Source organism: Nocardiopsis sp. iso_25 (assembly GCF_056173305.1).
Genome location: NZ_CM149667.1, coordinates 1,429,724 through 1,446,900, shown reverse-complemented (window position 1 = coordinate 1,446,900; position 17,177 = coordinate 1,429,724). Strand labels below are relative to the sequence as shown.

Below are 17,177 nucleotides of genomic sequence, written 5' to 3'. Positions count from 1 at the left end.
CGCCGCGCCGGCCCCGGGGGGAAGGAGAGCAGGGCCATGGGTCTGAAGGACCGTCTGGAGGAGGACCGCGCCGTCGAGGGGCGCTCCGAGCGCAGCAGCGTCACGCACTGGCGCAGGCGCCTGCTGGAGGAGATCAACCTGGAGGACCTCACCAGGCTGACCCTGGCCCAGCGCCGGGTGCGCCTGGAGAAGGTCGTGGGGCACATCCTCACCCGCGAGGGCCCGGTGCTCTCCGACCGGGAGCGTTCGGCGCTCATCCGCCGGGTCGTGGACGAGGCCCTGGGCCTGGGCGTCCTGGAGCCGCTGCTGGCCGACGAGACCGTCACCGAGATCATGGTGAACGGCCCCGACAACGTGTTCATCGAGCGCGGCGGCCGGATGCAGCGGGTGGACGCCGCCTTCAACGGCGAGGAGCAGCTCTACCAGACCATCGACCGCATCGTGTCGCTGGTCAACCGCCGCGTGGACGAGTCCTCGCCGATGGTGGACGCGCGGCTGCCCACCGGCGAGCGCGTCAACGTGATCATCCCGCCCCTGTCGCTGTCGGGCCCGGTGCTGACCATCCGGCGCTTCCCCAAGCCCTACCCCATCGACGAGCTGGTGCGGATGGGGAGCCTGGACTCGCCCACCGGCATCCTGCTGGCGGCGATGGTGCGGGCCCGCTTCAACATCGTGGTGTCCGGCGGCACCGGTACCGGAAAGACGACCTTCCTCAACGCGATGTCGGCGTTCGTGCCCTCCGACGAGCGCATCGTCACCATCGAGGACTCGGCCGAGCTCCAGCTGATGCAGGACCACGTGGTGCGCCTGGAGTCCAGACCGCCCAACATCGAGGGCCGGGGCGAGATCGCCATCCGCGACCTGGTGCGCAACGCGCTGCGGATGCGCCCGGACCGCATCATCGTCGGCGAGGTGCGCGGCTCGGAGACCATCGACATGCTCCAGGCCATGAACACCGGCCACGACGGGTCGCTGGTGACCGTGCACGCCAACTCGGCCGACGACGCCATCCACCGCTTGCAGACCCTGGCCACCCTGAGCGACGTCAACGTGCCCTACGAGGCGATCCGCGACCAGATCAACAACGCGGTGGACGCCATCGTGCACCTGGGCCGGTGGCCGGACGGGTCCCGGCGGGTCAACGAGATCGCGGTGGTCTCCTCACGGCGGCGCGAGGAGTTCCGGCTGGACCCGGTGATGCAGTTCTCCGCCCTGCCCATGGGCCCCAACCGGGCCGTGGAGGGCGAGTTCCGGCACTTCCCACTGCCCCGGCACATCGCCGGGCGGATCTACCACGTGGGCGAGGCCATCCCCGCGGCCTTCGGGGTGGTCACCGACGAGCGCCCCCGCAACGGCTGGTGAGGCCCTCCCCCGCGCCCCGGCGGGCGCGTCCCCCGATCGGAATGGAGCTCCGGTGACCTGGCAGTTCGTGGCGATCCTCAGCGGCCTGGCCGTGGTGCTGGCCCTGGCGCTGTGGGCGCTGTGGGAGTTCGTGTCCAGCGCACAGCACCGGCGGTTGATCGCCGCCCGCAGCGCCCTGGACCAGGCCGAGTACGAGGCGTCCACGCCCATGGCGCGGCTGGACGCGGCCATCTACCGCACCCAGTGGGGCGGGCGGCTGTACCGCAGGATCGCCCGGTCGGGCGCGGACGTGCGCCTGTCCACGTTCGTGCTCGCGCTGCTGGGCGGTTCGCTGCTGGCGGTGGTCGTGGTCTGGCAGGTGCTGGCGCCCTTCTTCGGCCTGCTGGCGGCGGCCGGGGTGGCGTTCCTGTTCTTCTCCTACCTCAACCGCGCCGAGGCCAAGCGGCGCGAGGAGTTCACCTCCCAGCTGCCGGACCTGGCCCGCGTGCTGGGCAACGCGACCTCGGCGGGCCTGGCCCTGCCCACGGCCGTGGCGATGGCCGCCGACGAGCTGGACGGGCCCGCGGGCGAGGAGCTGAGCCGCATGGCCGAGTCCATGAAGCTGGGGGCCAGCTTCGAGGAGGCCGTCGCGGAGCTGCGCGAGCGCATGCCCTCCCGTGAGCTGGGGGTCCTGCTGTCCACGCTGGTGGTGGCCTCGCGCTCGGGCGGCTCCCTGGTCACGGCGCTGCGCAACATCTCCACCACCCTGGAGAACCGCAAGGAGACCCGGCGCGAGGTGCAGACCATCCTCAGCGAGACCACGAGCACCGTGTGGGCGCTGGGGTTCATGTCGGTGGGCGCCCTGTTCCTGATCAACGCCATCGAGCCGGGCATCATGCGCGTCATGACCACGTCCGTGGCGGGGGTGGCGGTGCTGCTGGTGGTGGCCGCGCTGTTCGCCATCGGCTTCGTGCTGGTGTCCCGCATCACCAAGTTCGACCTGTGAGGACCGCTCCCCGATGAACGCCCCCCTCTCCCTGCTGGTGCCGCTCGCCGCCGCTCTGACCAGCGCGCTGGTCGTGCTGGTCGCGTGCTACGGCCTGTACCTGATGATGTCGCAGACCCGGGTGCGGGTGGACGACCCGGCCGCGCGCCCGACGCGGGTCCGGTCCGACGACACGTTCGTGCTGCACCGGATCACCGAGGCGATCGGACGGCCGTTCGCCCGCTCGCTGCACGCGTCGCTGAGCCAGCGCCGCCTGATCTCCGTCTCCGAGCGCATCGAGGCGGCGGGGAGGCCGGAGGGGCTGACCCTGGAGCGCTACCTGCGGCGCAAGGTCGGCGAGGTGGCGCTGTACGGCACCCTGGGCCTGCTGATGTTCGCCTCGGGGAACCCGCTGGTCGGACTGGTTGTGCTGGCCTTCATGGGACTGACCGACCTGAGCCTGTACGTGCAGGGCCAGGAGCGCGGCGACAAGGTGCAGTCGCAGCTGCCGGACTTCCTGGACGTGCTGGCGGTGACGGTGAGCGCCGGGATGTCGTTCCGGGCGGCGGTGGCCCGGGTGGCGGAGTCGATGCCGGGAGTGCTCGCCGACGAGTTCGCGCTGGCCCTCCAGCAGATGGAGTTGGGCACCTCGCGGCGGGAGGCGTTCGAGATGCTGCGCCGGCGCAACCGCAACGAGTCGTTGAGCAAGTTCGTGACCGCGATCCAGCAGGCGGAGGAGCTGGGCGCCCCGCTCAGCGACACCCTGGTCGCCATCAGCCAGGACATGCGGCGCGCCGACGCCCAGTACATGCGCCGCAAGGCCCAGCGGATGAACCCCCGGGTGACGATGGTGACCGCGGTGACCCTGCTTCCGGGCCTGCTCATCCTCATCGTGGGGTCGATGTTCCTGGGCACCGAGGTCAACCTCGGCCTCATCCTGGGCGGCTGACCAGGGCGGCCCCCTCCCCGAGGTACGGGGAAGGGGCACGCAGGCCGCCCTCCCGGAGGCGGCCGGTGGCCGCGGGGCGCGGCGGAGGTTCCCCGCGGACCCCGAAGACCTCCGGTTCCGCCGCTCCCCGAGGTGCGCGAGCGGCGGAACCGGGCCCTCCCGCCGGTCTCTAGGCCGGGCCGGTGGGCGGGAACGGAATCTCGGCCAGGGTCGGGATCAGCTGGGCCTCCTCGTAGTCCAGGTGGGCCTCCAGTTCCCGGGCCATCCGGTCCAGCTCCGCGCGGAAGCGCTCGGGGTCGGCCGTGGACAGGTCGGAGATGAGCGCCTCCAGCTCACCGCGGACGCGGTCCACGGTGCGGTGCTCCTCCGACAACCGCCGCAGCGCCTCCTCCAGGTGAGGGGCCTGTCGGCCCAGCGCCGGGAAGACACCGGACTCCTCACTGGTGTGGTGGAAGTGCAGGGACTCGCAGAAGGCCAGGCAGTGCTGGCGCAGCTGGAGGCTGAGTCCCAGCGGTGGCGGGCCGTCCCCGTCCGCCACGGCGGCGCGCTCGGCGAGGTGGGCCTCGGCCTCGGTGCGCACGTGCGCGAGCTGGCCGCGCAGCCAGGTGTGGATCTCCACGAGCTTGTCGGCGAGGTTGGCGACCTCGGCGGGTCCGTCCGCGTGGACGCGGTCCAGGGCGACCACCGGCAGGACCCGCTCGGTTCCGGCCTGGTAGTCGGCGTATCCGGAGTCCGCGCGGACGAACTCGGCGAACAGGCGGTCGCGTTCGGCGCCCTCGGCGGGGACGGCGACGGCGTCGAACGTCTCGGTGCCCAGTTCCACGCGCACCATGGGGTGGGCGAGGACGTTGCGGTACCAGTCGGGGTGGCGGTCCGAGCCGCCCGCGGAACCGACGACGAGCACGCGGCCGTCGACGCGGACGAAGCCGAGCGGGGTGGTGTGCTCGCGGCCGGAGCGGGCCCCGACGGTGGTGAGCAGCAGGAGGTCGCCGCCCTCGAACATGCCGCCGACGCGGCCCCCGTTGGCGCGGAACTCCTCCACGACGGGGAGGTTGAAGTCGCTGACGTGGGGTTCGGTGGTCCGGACGTGCGGGTTTTCGGTCACAGGTCTCCTTCGGGATGGTGGTCATGGGCGCGACCGTCCCCGAAGGCACCCGCGGCGGCCCGGGCGCGTGGGCGCACGGGCGGCGGGTGGACGTGACAGGGAGCCCGGGTGTGGCCGGGCCGGAAGAGGACTCCGGGGAGGTCGCGAGGGGTCTGGGCGCGTTCGGGCGCGGCTTGGGCCGACGCCGTCGGAACGGCTAGACGCGGTCCGCGGTGTGTGTGCTCACAGTGCGCTCCCCGGATGTCGAGGTGCCTCCATACCTACCGACCGGCCCACTGCTCTGTGGTCGGTGGCACGCGACACGGTGGCGAACCTACACCATCGGGCGGGAAGGCGCCACAGGTGAGCGGGGAGGCCGCCCGACCGGCTCCCGTGCTCAGTCGCCGACGGGCGCGGGAGCGGCGGGCCGGACCTGTCCGGGATCGGGGACGCCCGGGTCGGGGGCTCCGCCGAGTTCCACGAACGTGTACCTCGTGTACCACCGCTCCGGTTCGGGGGCGGCGGGGTCCAGGAACGAGACCGGAACCCCCTCCGGCACCGGACGTCCGTTGAGCGGCCCTCCCCCGGCGCCCTCCGTGGCGAAGCTCAGCGGGACTCCGTCCTCTGTCGCGACCAGGACGAACGCCGTGGCCGCCTCCCCCGGCCCTCCCCCGGCGGGGAACGTGCCCGCCACCCGGATCGCGGGCACGCCGTCGGGGGCCTCGCCGCCCAGGTGGCCGAAGGCGTCCTGGGCGGGCGGGGGCGCGGCGAGGACCACCTCCTCCTCCCCGGTGACGGTCCCCTCCTCCACCGCGCGGACGAGCGGTGCGACCACCTCCGCGGGCGAGAACACCTCCTCCGTCAGCCCCGGCTCGGCCGCGTACCAGGTCGGCGTCGCGTTCCAGGCGGAGTTCTCCGCGCGCAGCAGGTCGCCGTCGACCATCAGCAGGTCGCTGGTGCGTGCGCCGCTGACGGTACTGGTCCAGCGCAGCGCCTCCGGCGGTCCCGCCTGGTAGAGCACCCGGTCGAAGAGGGTGGGGTCGGTGCCGGTGGGAAGCGGCTGGCCGTGGCCCTCTCCGTTCCCGGCGTGGGTGAGCAGGGTGAGCTCGAAGGAGTCCGCGGCCAGGAGGGTGTCGAGCGAGGCCGACACCAGTTCCGTTCCGCCGAGGGGGCCGGTCGGCCGGTCCCCCGCGGCGGCCCGGTCCGTCCCGGAGCCGGAGTCGGCCGTGGTGGTGCCGGACTCACCGGACAGGGCGTTCAGGAGCAGGGAGCCGCCGCCGACGGACACGGCCAGGAGCACGGCCGCGGCGACCGCCAGGACGGGGAGCCGGCGCCCGGCTCGCGCGCGGCGTCGCCCTCGCGAGCGCCCGCCGTTCGCCCTTTTGCCGGTCGCCTGCCCGTCGGCCGCCTGCCCGCTGGTCGCGCGCGGACCGGGCTCGCGCTCACCGGTCCCACCGTCGCGGACGGCCCCGGTCGCCCGGTCCCGGGTTCCGCGGCCGCGGGCGCGCAGGCCCCACCGTGGGGAGGCCTCGGAACCCGCGGCCTCGGCCTCCCGCTCCGCCATGTGCAGGGCGGAGCTGATCCACGCAGCCGGCTGGCCGCGGTCCGCGTCCACGCGCGGCCAGTGGGCGCGGACGAGCGCGCGCAGCCGGTCCGCCCACACGTCGGGGGTGGCGCTGTCCTCCACGCCCGCCAGCACCAGGCACTCCAGGTAGGCCTCCTCCGCGGCGGGGCGCCCACCGGGGTCCGCCGACAGCGCCCGGGCCAGCAGGGGGCGCAGCCCCTCGGGGACGTCGGCGAGGTCCACGGTGTCCTCCCTTGCCCGGCGGGCCGCCTCCGGCGGTGCGGCGTCCGTACCGAACGGGGCGTGCCCGGTCGCGGCGAACACCACCAGGCAGGCCCAGGAGAAGACGTCGGACGCGGTGTCGGGCAGCGCGCCCGCGTAGCGCTCCGGGGCCAGCCAGCCGACGCTGCCCGCGGTGGTCAGGGAGTCCGCGTCGTCCACCCGGCGGGCGATCCCGTGGTCCACGAGCCGGGGGCCCTCCGGGGTCAGGACGACGTTTCCGGGTTTGACGTCCCCGTGCGGTACGCCCGCGGCGTGGACGGAGGTCAGCGCCTCGGCGGTTCCGGCGGCCAGCACCAGGAGGGCGGGCTCGGGAAGGGATCCGTCCTCGCGCACGCGGCGGGCCAGGTCGGGGCCGGGAAGGTACTGGACCGAGGCCCACGGCCGTCCGCGGAAGGTTCCGCTGGCGTTGACGCCCACGGCGCACACCCCGACGGACCGGCGCAGGAGCGTGATCGTGCGGTCGGGGTCAGCGGCCGGAACCCACTCGGCGTGGGTGACCCTGAGGGCGACCGCCTCACCGTCCGGGGACACGGCGGCGTAGACCACGCCCATGGTGCTGCCGCCGAGGCGGCCGATCAACCGGTGGCCGCCGATCTCGGCTGGATCGCCCACGGTGAGCGGGCGCACGTGCGCCGGAAGGGAGGCTGGCGGGTTCGGGGCCATGGGGGGGCGCCTTCCACTCTCCTGGGCCGGGGGAACGCGCGCTGCCTGGACCGCCGACCCATGGTTGCGTAGACCTGTACCGACCGTACATTCCCGGGCATACCCCGTGTCGGGTCGGTCCACGAGCCTTCCGGGACGCGAGTCACGCGCCCGGTACCGGGCGATCAGGAACCGGACATCGCTCCGTGGTCGGCGGCGGCTCGGACTCCGCGCGCCCACGCCTACCGGGCGGAGGCGCTCTTCTCTTCGGAGCGCGGGGCCGTGGCGTCGCGGCACGCCAGCACCGACTCCAGCAGACCGGGGAAGCGCCCCTCCAGCTCCTCGTCGCGCAGCGAGATGAAGCACCTCGTCCCCTCGGTGCGGTTCTGCACCAGACCGGCGTTGCGCAGGATCTTCAAGTGGTGGCTCAGGGTCGACTGGGCGATGGGCAGGTCGATGTCCTTCCAGGCGTGCTCCCCGTCCATGTCGGCGAGCATCCGCACGATCCGCAGCCGGGTCGGCTCGGCCAGCGCGGCGAGAACCGTGACCAGTTCCACCTCGTGGAGCGCGGGGTGCGCGTGCTCCCTGGGAGCCAAGGCGGTCCTCCTCATGCGGCGCCCGGCCGGGACCAGGCGAGATTTGGCTCATGGACAGTCGGAAGTGTACCTTCGTAATTCGATGTTCGTCGAATATCGAACGCGCAGGCCGACCGGGGACGCGGATCGATCCTCCCGTCACGGCCTCGCAGCCGGACCCGCCACGCAACAGGGGGAAGAGCCACCATGTCCGACGTCGCGCTGTCGGTGCTCGACCACGCCAGCATCGCCGAGGGGTCCACGCCCGGTGACGCGCTGCGTTCCGCCAGAGAACTCGCCCAGCACGCGGAGCGGCTGGGCTACAAGCGTTTCTGGCTCTCCGAGCACCACAACATGCAGGCCATCGCGAGCGCCGCCACGTCCGTCTCCCTGGGCTTCATCGCCGAGGGGACCTCCACCATCCGGATCGGCGCGGGCGGTGTCATGCTGCCCAACCACTCGCCCCTGGTGATCGCCGAGCAGTTCGGCACGCTGGAGTCGCTCTACCCGGGACGGGTGGACCTCGGCCTGGGCCGCGCGCCGGGCACCGACCCCCGCACGATGATGGCGCTGCGCCGCGACCACAGCGCCTCGGCGACCTTCCCCAACGATGTGCAGGAGCTCCAGGCCTACTTCGAGCCCGCCGAGCCCGGCCAGCCCGTCCGCGCCATCCCCGGTGAGGGGCTGCGGGTACCGCTGTGGATCCTGGGGTCCAGCCTCTTCGGCGCCCAGCTGGCCGCGCAGCTCGGCCTGCCCTACGCGTTCGCCTCGCACTTCGCCCCGGACGCGCTGTACGAGGCGTTGAAGGCCTACCGGGAGGCCTTCCGCCCCTCACCGCAGTCGGAGCAGCCGTACGCCATGGCGGGGGTGAACGCCTTCGTCGCCGACACGGACGAGGAGGCCCAGCACCTGTTCACGACGATGCAGCAGGCCTTCCTCGGCACCCTGCGCGGTGCGCGGGGACGGCTGCGCCCGCCGGTGGAGAACCTGGACACCGCATGGCGTCCGGGGGAGAAGGAACGACTGGACCACATGCTTCGTTACTCGTTCGTGGGTTCCCCGGAAACAGTCCGTCGCAAGCTCGATCTGTTCGTCGCTGACACGGGCGTGGACGAGCTGATGGTGTCGTCGATGATCTACGACCAGAAGGCTCGCCTGCGCTCGTTCGAGCTGCTGGCGGAACTGGCCGACCTCAAGCGTCCGGACCAGGGCTGACCCCACCTCTCCGCACAGGGAGACGGTCAAGGGTGGCGGCGCCGAATCTGTGGGCAGGCAGTGGCGCCGCCTTCCCGGTGCGGGAGTGCCGGGCGGGGTTCGCGTAGAACCCCGCCCGGTTCCTGGCTCCGGAGCACGGTGAGGCTCCGGGCCGGACGGGAGCGTTCGGGTGGAGGGGTTCAGCCGCCTCCGCCACCACCGCCGTCTCCCCCGCCGCCACCGCCGCCGTCGCCACCGCCTCCCCAGCCGCCACCGGTGCCGCTGTCGCCGGACCCGGCGTCGCCGCCTCCCCAGCCTCCGTCACCGTAGTGGCTGAAGTCACCGCCCCAGCCCTCGAGGCCGACCGACCGGTCGTCGGAACCGCCCGGCCCCTGGCACAGTTCCGCGAACAGGCACAGGCTCTCCAGGGTGACGGATTCGGAGTCCGCGCCGCCCGCGCCTCCGGTATCGCCCGGGCCTTCGCCGCCGCCCGTGTGGACGGCGACGGGAACCGGGTCCTGCTGGACCTGCGCGGGTTCGTGGTCCGACCCGGCCCTCCTGACCGACTGGCGGGACGCGGACGCGCGCAGCGAACGAAAGCCCGTGACCGCCGTGTGCCGGACCGCGTGGTCACGGGACATCGCCCCGGCGGGGTGCGCACCGGCGGAGGCCGCCCCGGTGGATCCGGCCTCCGGGGCTCCGGCCTCCGGGGCTCCGTACCTCCGGCGGGCCAGCTCCAGCACCGCGTTCCCCGCGGGGGTGTTGGGGCTGAGTGTGGGGCCGCCGGTGGCCGCCATGACCACCTGGGCGGCGACCAGGGCGGCCAGCGCGCTGAGCCCCGCGACGAGGAGGCCGAGCGCGGCGGCGCCCGGCTCCACCAGGAAGAGCACGGCCGCGCCCGTGGCGGAGGCCAGGATCGCGAGGAAACGCATCCGCCGGATCGTCTTCGGAGCCCTCTCCCGGCGCCGCAGCGCCCGGCGCAGCCACGGGGAGTCGACGATCAGGGCGGACTCGGCCAGGCTGGTGCGCAGCTTCTCCACGCCTTGGCCCGCGACGATCCGTTGCAGCATCTCCAGGGCACCGACGCCGACGCGTTTGCGGAAGACCTTCACCAACTCCCGGCGGACGCCGTCCTTCTCGTGCTTGTAGGGACGGGAGGGGCCCACGAGGGTGAAGAGCCCTCCGGCGGGCTGCTGGCGGATGCGGCCGCTCAGGAAAGCGTCCATGACCGCGGTCTCCCCGACGCGGACCGGACCTCCCGCGAGCAGGGCCAGTTCGTTCGGTTCGAGTCCGTCCGGGTCGGGCGGGGAGTGGTCGGTGGGTGAGGGACGGCGGAGCGCCGATCTGAGGGCGGATCCGCCCCTCAGGACCGCGGAGAGCGGAACGCCTCCGATCACCAGCCCCACGATCAGGGCTGCCGCCAGGGGAAGGGTCAGGCTGGGGTCCAAGCCGCCACCTCTTGTCTTCGGTCTCGGGGGTCGTGGGGGTCGGGGTAGGTAGTGGGGTTCGCGGGGACGGGGATGAGGGGTCGTGGAGGAGACGAGGCACTCGAGGATCGGAGTCCTGACTGTGGGGATGCCGACCGAAGGCACCTGGTTCTGACCCGAGCCGCCGGAAACCGGGGGAAGTACCGGCGGGCCGGGCCGTCGCGCCAGGGGGAGAGGGGGAGAGGAAGCGGTGGCGAAGCGGTGCGTCCCGAGGGCGCCCCCGTTCGCCGCGCCCCGTCCGGTCACCGTGGCGCCTTCGCGCGGAAGCCGGTCCCCGTCCGGGACCGGGCGTTCTGGAGAGCCCAACAGTGATCTGGTATTTGCCGTCCGGCCATGGCGTCCCCGTAGCACACGTGCCATCATGGTGACCCGCCGACCACCAAACGTGACCCCGTCTCGGCGAGGAACTGTGACCGCGCATCGACCCGACCACCGACTTCCGCCTGGGCGTTCATCCAGCCCTGTGGACAACGTGTGGTTCCGGGATCCATGGGGCATCCTGAAGGAAGATGGCCACATCCGGTCAGAAGGCGGGATGGCGGCGGTGTTCATGCCGGATAGTGGGACTCCGTGAGCACGCGTCGCCCACGTACTCCCCCGGTGGACCGCGGGCAGGGCCCCACCTGTTCGAGGACCGCGAAGATGTGGTGCCGTAAGACCCCCTCCTCAAGGAGTTAAGCCCCGTGAACAGCCTGACCAAACTCTGGGTGACGCTGAGCACCTTCCTTGTGCCGACCTCCAAGGAGAAGGACAAGGGTGCCGGGATCGTCGAGTACGTTGCCGTGATCATTCTGGTCGCAGGTATCGCCGTCGCGGTCTACCAGCTTGGACTGGCCGGAAGAATCAGCGACAGCATCGGCGCCTCCATCACGTCCATCCTCCAAGGACCGGGGGCCGAAAGCGTCAGCACCACACCCTAAAGCCAAATACTGCTCGAGCGACCAGCATGCCCCCATTGCCCCTCAGAGAGAATAATAGGATTTTCCATGCCACCCTTCCTTTCTCGCACGAGGGGAGACCGCAAACACCTGGAGGCGGCCACAATTGGCGTCTGCACGCTGTTCCTGGTGACTGGCTGCGTGGTCAATACGGGCAACACCTCCGAGGGGGAAGGCGGCAATAACCCATCCGCAGAGCCCTCTCCGGCAGCGCCGAACGGGCCGGAAAACCAAGAAATCATAGCCAGCAGCACCACTTCAGCAACGAGCATAGGACAAAATTTTCAACTGGACGTCTACGCTTTAGAGGAAATCGGCGAAGGCCGCCTCAGACTTCGCTTCGGAGTCACCAACAACTCTAGTTCCCCTTTCCTCCTCTACAGTGGCCTAGGGGTACCAGACAACCCACAGGAAGCCAGCGGCGTATCCCTACTGGATCCAGTCAACAGAAAACGCCATCTGAACTATGAAAAAAGCGACGGTTCTTGTTTTTGCTCTCCCAGCGGGGGGAACATAGCAGGCGGCGAAACCCTGGAAATGTGGGTTGTCTACCCAGCGCCGCCGAATGACGTAGAATCCATGACAGTAACCAACCCCCTGACGCCACCCCTGCTCAATGTTCCGATCAGCCATTCTTCCGAAACAATCGAGAACCCAGGACTGTCAGAACCTAGGATCATTGACCTCGTCACCATCACCGACGACCTTGAGGACCAGACCGGCCGAACGGAAAGCAGCGAAGAAGTCAGCATTATACTTTCTTCCGACGTTCTGTTCGAAACAGGAAGCGATGAACTAAGCACAGATGCCGAGGAGATTCTACAACAGGTCGCCACAGAGATCGACGACGCAAGCTCAAATACCGTGAACATCGCTGGCCACGCCGACAATACCGGCAGCGAATCAATCAACCTACCCCTGTCCCGGGACCGAGCCGAAGCCGTCGAATCATCTCTTTCTGAATTGATCACCAGAGACGGCATCAGCTTCGAAGTCGAAGGCTACGGATCCAGCGAACCCATCGCCAGCAACGACACAGAGGAAGGGCGTGAAAGCAACCGCAGAGTCAGTGTCACTTTCGAAAAATAGCGAGGAATCAATATGAAGAATTCGACTCGTTCCCTAGGCCTACTGTTCCTCGCCATTTCGATGCCGCTTACCACTTCAGCAGGAGCCAGCGCCACCTCGGCTCATCCAAAAAACGACCTTGAAATCTTGGGCACCTCTCCCGGAAGCGCAGAGGAATCACGCGACCTCGTGGCCGAGGTCCATCAAGCAGAGAGGGACGACTCCGGAGCCTTCCTCTCACTCACTTGGGGAATAAAAAACAACGGCGACGGCCAGGCATCCATGCTTTGGCTGAGGGACCGCTCATACTCCTACACCGGGCAAAATTTCGCTGGGGTTACCATGGCAAACCCAGACGAAGGGACAAGATACCATCCGATAATGGATGGAAATGGCACCTGCCTCTGCTCGGGAAGCATCTCAAACGATCTTGTCCAGAACTTGGGAAGTGGAGACGAGGTTACCTACTGGTCCCTCTTCTCGGTTCCTGACGACATCGACTCCGTGACGGTCGAAATACCGAACTTCGATCCCATCGAGGACATCCCCATCTCCTGAAGTCCACCGCCAGCCAGATCGCCTAGGAGGCGGCGTTGCCCACTCCCCACCGCCCCGAGCTCGGGGACACCCGACGGCCCTCTCCCACCGGGCCGCCCGGGCGGTCCGGTGAGCGCAACGGGCCGCCGAGGCGGCACCGGGGCGGCCGGTTCCTGCAACGGTTGCGTCCCGCCCGGAGGACCGGGGGCGACCGGGGCGCGGCGTTCGTCGAGCTGGCGGCGGTCACCGTGCTGGCCGCGGCGATCATGGTCGCGGTCTACCAGCTCGAACTCAGCCAGACCTTCAACAGCGGCGTCCGGCAGATGGTGTGCCTGGTCGAGGGCCCCGGCTGCGGCGACGAGACCTGGGTGGACGCCGACCGGCCGGAGGAACCCGAGGATTACGAGTGGGGTCAGGGCAACTCCAACGCCCTGGAGAACGAGGCGCTCGCGATGGGCATGGCCGCGGACCGCGGCTGGACCGAGAACGAGTGGGAGTGCCTGAGCAACCTGTGGAGCGTCGTCTCCCACTGGGACCACACGTTCGTCAACACCGAGACCGGTGACCACGGCATCTCCGGGTTCAACCCGGCCAGGCACGGCTCCATGCCCGAGGGTTTCCGGGAGAGCCCGTCCACGCAGATCTCCTGGGGGATCGGCCACATCGGCGACGCCTACGGTTCGCCCTGCGCCGCCTGGGCCTACTGGGAGGACACCGGCACCTACTGAGGGTGCCGTCCGCCCCTTCCCAACCCGCCTTCCCCCGCCGACCCGCGCCCGCGCCTCCTTACACGCCCGCCGCTCACAGGGCCGGGTGCGGCTTCTTCGCGGCTTGTTAAGGTTCCGCAAAACACCCACAGAAATTAGTAAATACCAGGGTCTTATCAGACATAAGGGGCATTTCTCTCTGCGGAGCGTTCGTACCCTGGACGTTCCCACGCCGCCCCCGCGGGGGCTCTGGTGTGGAAGACGTGCATCGCTGCCGTCTCGTGGGGGCACGGGTCGGCACTGACCACACGGGGGTTCGGTGAAGATCGCCTATCTGATCAACGACATGTACGGCATCGGCGGAACCGTGCGCACCGTCGCCAACCAGGCGGCGGCGCTGTCCGCCCGGCACGAGGTCGAGATCGTCTCGGTGTTCCGGCACCGCGCCGAGCCCGTTCTGCCCGTACCCGCGCAGGTGCGCCTGCGTCCGCTCGTGGACGTCCGCGGGTACGACGGCGACCAGGGCACGGGGACCGACGGCCGCCCGCTGTACGAGGGATCGGAACGGGCCGGTGTACCGCCGTTGCTCTTCCCGCCTGAGGACGCGCGCGGTCCCACACACAGCCGCCTGACCGACGACCGGCTGGAGGAGTACCTGGCCACCACCGACGCCGACGTGGTGGTGGGCACCCGGCCGGGGCTGAACGTGGTGATCGCCCGGGCCGCCCCGAGCCGGGTGGTCAAGATCGGCCAGGAGCACCTGACCTACGACCAGCACTCCGAGCCGCTGCGCCGGGTGATGGAGGAGGCCTACCCCCACCTGGACGCCTTCGTGACGGTGACCGAGGCGGACGCGCGCACGTACCGGGAGCGGATGCCGTTGCCGCGGGTGCGCGTGCTGTCCATCCCGAACTCGGTGCCCGCGCCCGCGTTCACCGCCAACGGGCACAACAGCCGCACCATCGTGTCCGCCGGGCGGCTGGCCCCCAGCAAGCGGCACGACCTCCTGGTGCAGGCCTTCTCCATGGTCAGCGAGGAGTTCCCCGAGTGGACGCTGCGGATCTACGGGCGCGGCAACCGGCGTTCGGCGCTGGTCCGACTGGTCAACTCGCTCGGGCTCCAGGACCGCGTGTGGCTGATGGGTGCGCACCCGCGAGTGGAGGAGGCCTGGGCCCAGGGCTCGTTCGCGGCGGTGACCTCCAGCGAGGAGCCGTTCGGGATGACGATCGTGGAGGCCATGCGCTCGGGTCTGCCGGTGGTGAGCACCGACTGCCCGCACGGCCCGGCGTCGATCATCCGCGACCGCGAGGACGGGCTGCTGGTGCCCAACCGGTCCGCCCCGGGGATCGCCGAGGGGCTGGCCCGGCTGATGGCCGACGACGAGCTGCGCCGGCGGATGTCGTCCGCCGCGCTGACCGGCTCCGAGCGCTTCGACCCGGCCAACGTCATGCTGATGCACGAGGAGCTGTTCTCCGACCTCTCCGGTCACGCAACGCCTCCGCCGCCGGTGTCGGTGCCCGCGCCGCGCCCCGAACCGGCCGCCGCCTGCCGGGTGCGCGTGGACGGGGACGGGGCCGCGGTGCTGTCGTTCACCGACCCGCCCGACCGGGTGGTACTGACCCTGGAGGGCAAACGGGTGGAACTGGAGCCGGACGGCGACGACGTGGTCGTGGACGCCGTGCGCGGTCGGCTGGCCGCGCGCACGTGGGAGGTGCTGCGGCTCGACGGCGACCGGGAGACCCCCGTCCACGACGTGGAGATCCGCCAGCACGGGTTCCCGTTGGCCCCCGAACGGGTCGGGCGCCTGTCCCTGGTGCTGCCGTCCCGTTCGGCGAAGGGCCGTCTGGTGCTGCACGTGCGGCGCTCGGCGCACCACGCCGAGGTGGAGCACGTGGAGTCGGCCGACGGGCTGATCACCGTGCAGGGCCGGGTGCTGGGCCGCGACGCCCCGGACGCACACGCGCGCCTGGCGGTGCGGCTGCGCACGTCTCCCGGGGCCATGCGGGAGTTCTCCGCGCCGGTGGCCGGTGACGGCCGTTTCACGGCGGTGGTGGACCCCGAGGTCGTGGTGCACGGCCGGTACGGCGAATCGGAGAAGTGGGAGCTGCGTCTGGTGCTCTCCGACGGGACCGAGTGCACCGTGGGACGTCACCTGTCCGGTGTGGCGGGCTACCAGAAGATCATCCGGTACCCGGACCAGAAGGTGGAGTGGGGCGAGGGGGGAGGCACGCGGGTGCGCCCCTACTACACGGTCAACGACCGGCTGGGGCTCGTGACGTCGCCGCTGGCGCCCACCTTGGAGGTGGACGTCGTGCGGGCGAGCCCGGCGGGGCGCCGCGCGGGCCGCCTGCGTTTCGAGGTGCGCCTGGCCTCTCCGCTCCCGGAGGGCGCGGAGTACGCCGTGGAGGTGGTGCGCGGCACCGACGTGGGTCGGCGCTTCCCGCTGCGCGCCGAGGGCGGCTCCGCCTCCGGCGGCCGCCTGGTGGCCTCCCTGCCGCTGCTGACGGGGACGGGGTACGACGGGCCCGGCGCGGTCCGGGCCACGTGGCGGCTGCGGCTGCTGGCGGGGCCGCCGGGGGCTCTGGGGCGTCTGGGCGCCACCGCGGTCCCGGACAGCACCTCGCGCCGCTGGAGCCACGGCCCGTACGTGCGCTCGGTGACCGTGACGCCCCTGGGGTCCGGTGACCTCCAGGTCACCGCCGCCGACGTCCACGTGTGGGAGGCCGTCCGGCGACGGATGCCCTGACCGGGGCCAGCCCTCAGGCCTGCCCGGTGCGGATCATGCGCTGGGCCAGGCTGAGCCGGTCCAGCAGCCAGTCGGGCAGGTGGTCAGCGCCGCGGGGGAAGTGCTGGATGTCCTGGTGGAAGTTGCGGGGGTCGGGTTCGACGTCGAACTCGGGCGGGGCGTCGTGGTCGAAGTGCGCCCCGATCTCCCGCGATTCCTGCACCGTGAACCGGGCGGTGAACCACGTGCCCTTGCCCGGCTGGTACATGCCGGTGCGCAACCGGTCCAGCAGCCGTCCGACCTCGGGGAGGAGCAGGTCCCACTCCGTGCCGCCGTCGGGTCTGCGCACACTCACCCGTGACGAGGAGACCCCGAACAGGCCCCGGTAGTCCACGACGACCTCCGTCCAGGGGCCGTGGACCGCGTCCAGGGTGTGGTCCACGATCTCCTGGACGGTGTCCATCATCTCCTCGGGGGTCATGTCCCCCGGGGACATCCGCGTCCGCGGCTCGGGACGCGAGGCGATGAGCAGGCTCCAGGGGGATCCGCCGTCCTGTGTCTCGGGCACACGGTCGCCCTCCAGCCGGTCCCGCAGCCAGGCGGGGACGTGCTCGTCGTCGCGGGGGAAGTGCTCCAGGTCGAGCAGGTAGCTGGCGTCGTCCCGCGGTTCGTCGAAGTGCGGCTCGTTCTCGTAGTCGTAGCGGACGCGGTAGCTCGCGGGCCGGTCGATCTCGTAGTAGGCCGTGTACCAGGTGCCCGTCCTCTCGGCGTACATCCCCGCGCGGATCTCCCGCAGCCGTTCCAGGGTGGACAGCGGCGGGACCCAGCCGCTGCTGCGGCCTCCCTCGAACATCACCTCGAAGAAAGCCGTCTCGCAGGCGCCCAGTCCGGAGTACACGAGCCGGAGCTTGACCCAGTCGTCGGGGGCCGCCCGGAGCAGGTCCGTCCCGATCCTGCGGAGGAGCTCGTCCTGTTCGACGGGGGTCATCGCTTTACGGGCGCTCATGTCCTCGCCTTCGCTTCTTCTGCGGTGGAATGGGTGCGAATCCGACCACGCACCACGACTCGGCACGCGTCGGACAGGGTCCATCCTCCCTGT

14 protein-coding genes are annotated in these 17,177 nt (G+C 70.9%); 9 read left to right on the top strand and 5 right to left on the bottom strand.

The annotated features are described in order from the left end of the window. Positions 1-36 precede the first annotated feature (36 nt). The 3 genes from AC0VX6_RS06450 to AC0VX6_RS06440 are packed head-to-tail and all read left to right on the top strand — an operon-like array spanning position 37 to position 3,275. Positions 37-1,362: a TadA family conjugal transfer-associated ATPase gene (locus AC0VX6_RS06450; protein WP_212641131.1), complete on the top strand. Its 1,326-nt coding sequence runs from the start codon at positions 37-39 to the stop codon at positions 1,360-1,362. A gap of 52 nt (positions 1,363-1,414) precedes the next feature. Next, positions 1,415-2,347, top strand: a complete 933-nt coding sequence (locus AC0VX6_RS06445; RefSeq protein ID WP_212641132.1) for a type II secretion system F family protein — start codon at positions 1,415-1,417, stop codon at positions 2,345-2,347. Positions 2,348-2,360: 13 nt separating this feature from the next. Beyond that, positions 2,361-3,275, top strand: coding sequence for a type II secretion system F family protein (locus AC0VX6_RS06440; protein WP_274976612.1), 915 nt, complete (start codon positions 2,361-2,363; stop codon positions 3,273-3,275). A gap of 169 nt (positions 3,276-3,444) precedes the next feature. On the opposite strand, the gene AC0VX6_RS06435 is transcribed toward AC0VX6_RS06440, so the two are convergent. From AC0VX6_RS06435 to AC0VX6_RS06425, 3 genes are all read right to left on the bottom strand, one after another. Beyond that, positions 3,445-4,380 carry a nitroreductase/quinone reductase family protein gene (locus tag AC0VX6_RS06435; RefSeq protein WP_475467737.1) on the bottom strand — a complete coding sequence of 312 codons (936 nt, stop codon included), beginning with the start codon at positions 4,378-4,380 and terminating at the stop codon, positions 3,445-3,447. Between the two features lie 376 nt (positions 4,381-4,756). Continuing rightward, on the bottom strand, positions 4,757-6,868 hold the full coding sequence (locus tag AC0VX6_RS06430) for a serine/threonine-protein kinase (RefSeq protein WP_475467736.1): 2,112 nt from the start codon (positions 6,866-6,868) through the stop codon (positions 4,757-4,759). Positions 6,869-7,089: 221 nt separating this feature from the next. After that, positions 7,090-7,443, bottom strand: a complete 354-nt coding sequence (locus AC0VX6_RS06425; RefSeq protein WP_274976609.1) for an ArsR/SmtB family transcription factor — start codon at positions 7,441-7,443, stop codon at positions 7,090-7,092. A 186-nt stretch (positions 7,444-7,629) separates the two neighbouring features. Between AC0VX6_RS06425 and AC0VX6_RS06420 the strand changes: the two genes are divergently transcribed. Further along, positions 7,630-8,637 carry an LLM class flavin-dependent oxidoreductase gene (locus AC0VX6_RS06420; RefSeq protein ID WP_274976608.1) on the top strand — a complete coding sequence of 336 codons (1,008 nt, stop codon included), beginning with the start codon at positions 7,630-7,632 and terminating at the stop codon, positions 8,635-8,637. Positions 8,638-8,816: 179 nt separating this feature from the next. Here the strand turns inward: AC0VX6_RS06420 and AC0VX6_RS06415 are convergent, their stop codons facing one another. Further along, positions 8,817-10,064 (bottom strand): DUF2207 domain-containing protein, encoded by a 1,248-nt coding sequence (locus AC0VX6_RS06415; protein WP_475467734.1) that lies wholly within the window; start codon positions 10,062-10,064, stop codon positions 8,817-8,819. Between the two features lie 722 nt (positions 10,065-10,786). On the opposite strand from AC0VX6_RS06415, the gene AC0VX6_RS06410 reads away from it, so the two are divergent. The 5 genes from AC0VX6_RS06410 (at position 10,787) to AC0VX6_RS06390 (ending at position 16,099) form a co-directional block, all read left to right on the top strand. After that, a complete protein-coding gene (locus AC0VX6_RS06410) occupies positions 10,787-11,023 on the top strand; it encodes a hypothetical protein (RefSeq protein WP_475467732.1) in 237 nt (78 codons plus the stop codon). A 66-nt stretch (positions 11,024-11,089) separates the two neighbouring features. Then, positions 11,090-12,130: an OmpA family protein gene (locus AC0VX6_RS06405; protein ID WP_475467731.1), complete on the top strand. Its 1,041-nt coding sequence runs from the start codon at positions 11,090-11,092 to the stop codon at positions 12,128-12,130. A 12-nt stretch (positions 12,131-12,142) separates the two neighbouring features. Beyond that, the gene (locus tag AC0VX6_RS06400) at positions 12,143-12,667 is read left to right on the top strand and encodes a hypothetical protein (protein ID WP_475467729.1); all 525 of its coding nucleotides are present in this window, start codon (positions 12,143-12,145) and stop codon (positions 12,665-12,667) included. 35 nt (positions 12,668-12,702) lie between these two features. Beyond that, complete coding sequence (locus tag AC0VX6_RS06395) at positions 12,703-13,374, top strand: aggregation-promoting factor C-terminal-like domain-containing protein (protein WP_274976603.1); 672 nt, start codon at positions 12,703-12,705, stop codon at positions 13,372-13,374. A gap of 298 nt (positions 13,375-13,672) precedes the next feature. Next, positions 13,673-16,099, top strand: a complete 2,427-nt coding sequence (locus AC0VX6_RS06390) for a glycosyltransferase family 4 protein (RefSeq protein ID WP_475467727.1) — start codon at positions 13,673-13,675, stop codon at positions 16,097-16,099. Between the two features lie 13 nt (positions 16,100-16,112). On the opposite strand, the gene AC0VX6_RS06385 is transcribed toward AC0VX6_RS06390, so the two are convergent. Beyond that, a complete protein-coding gene (locus tag AC0VX6_RS06385; RefSeq protein WP_475467725.1) occupies positions 16,113-17,084 on the bottom strand; it encodes a hypothetical protein in 972 nt (323 codons plus the stop codon). Between the last annotated feature and the right edge of the window lie 93 nt (positions 17,085-17,177).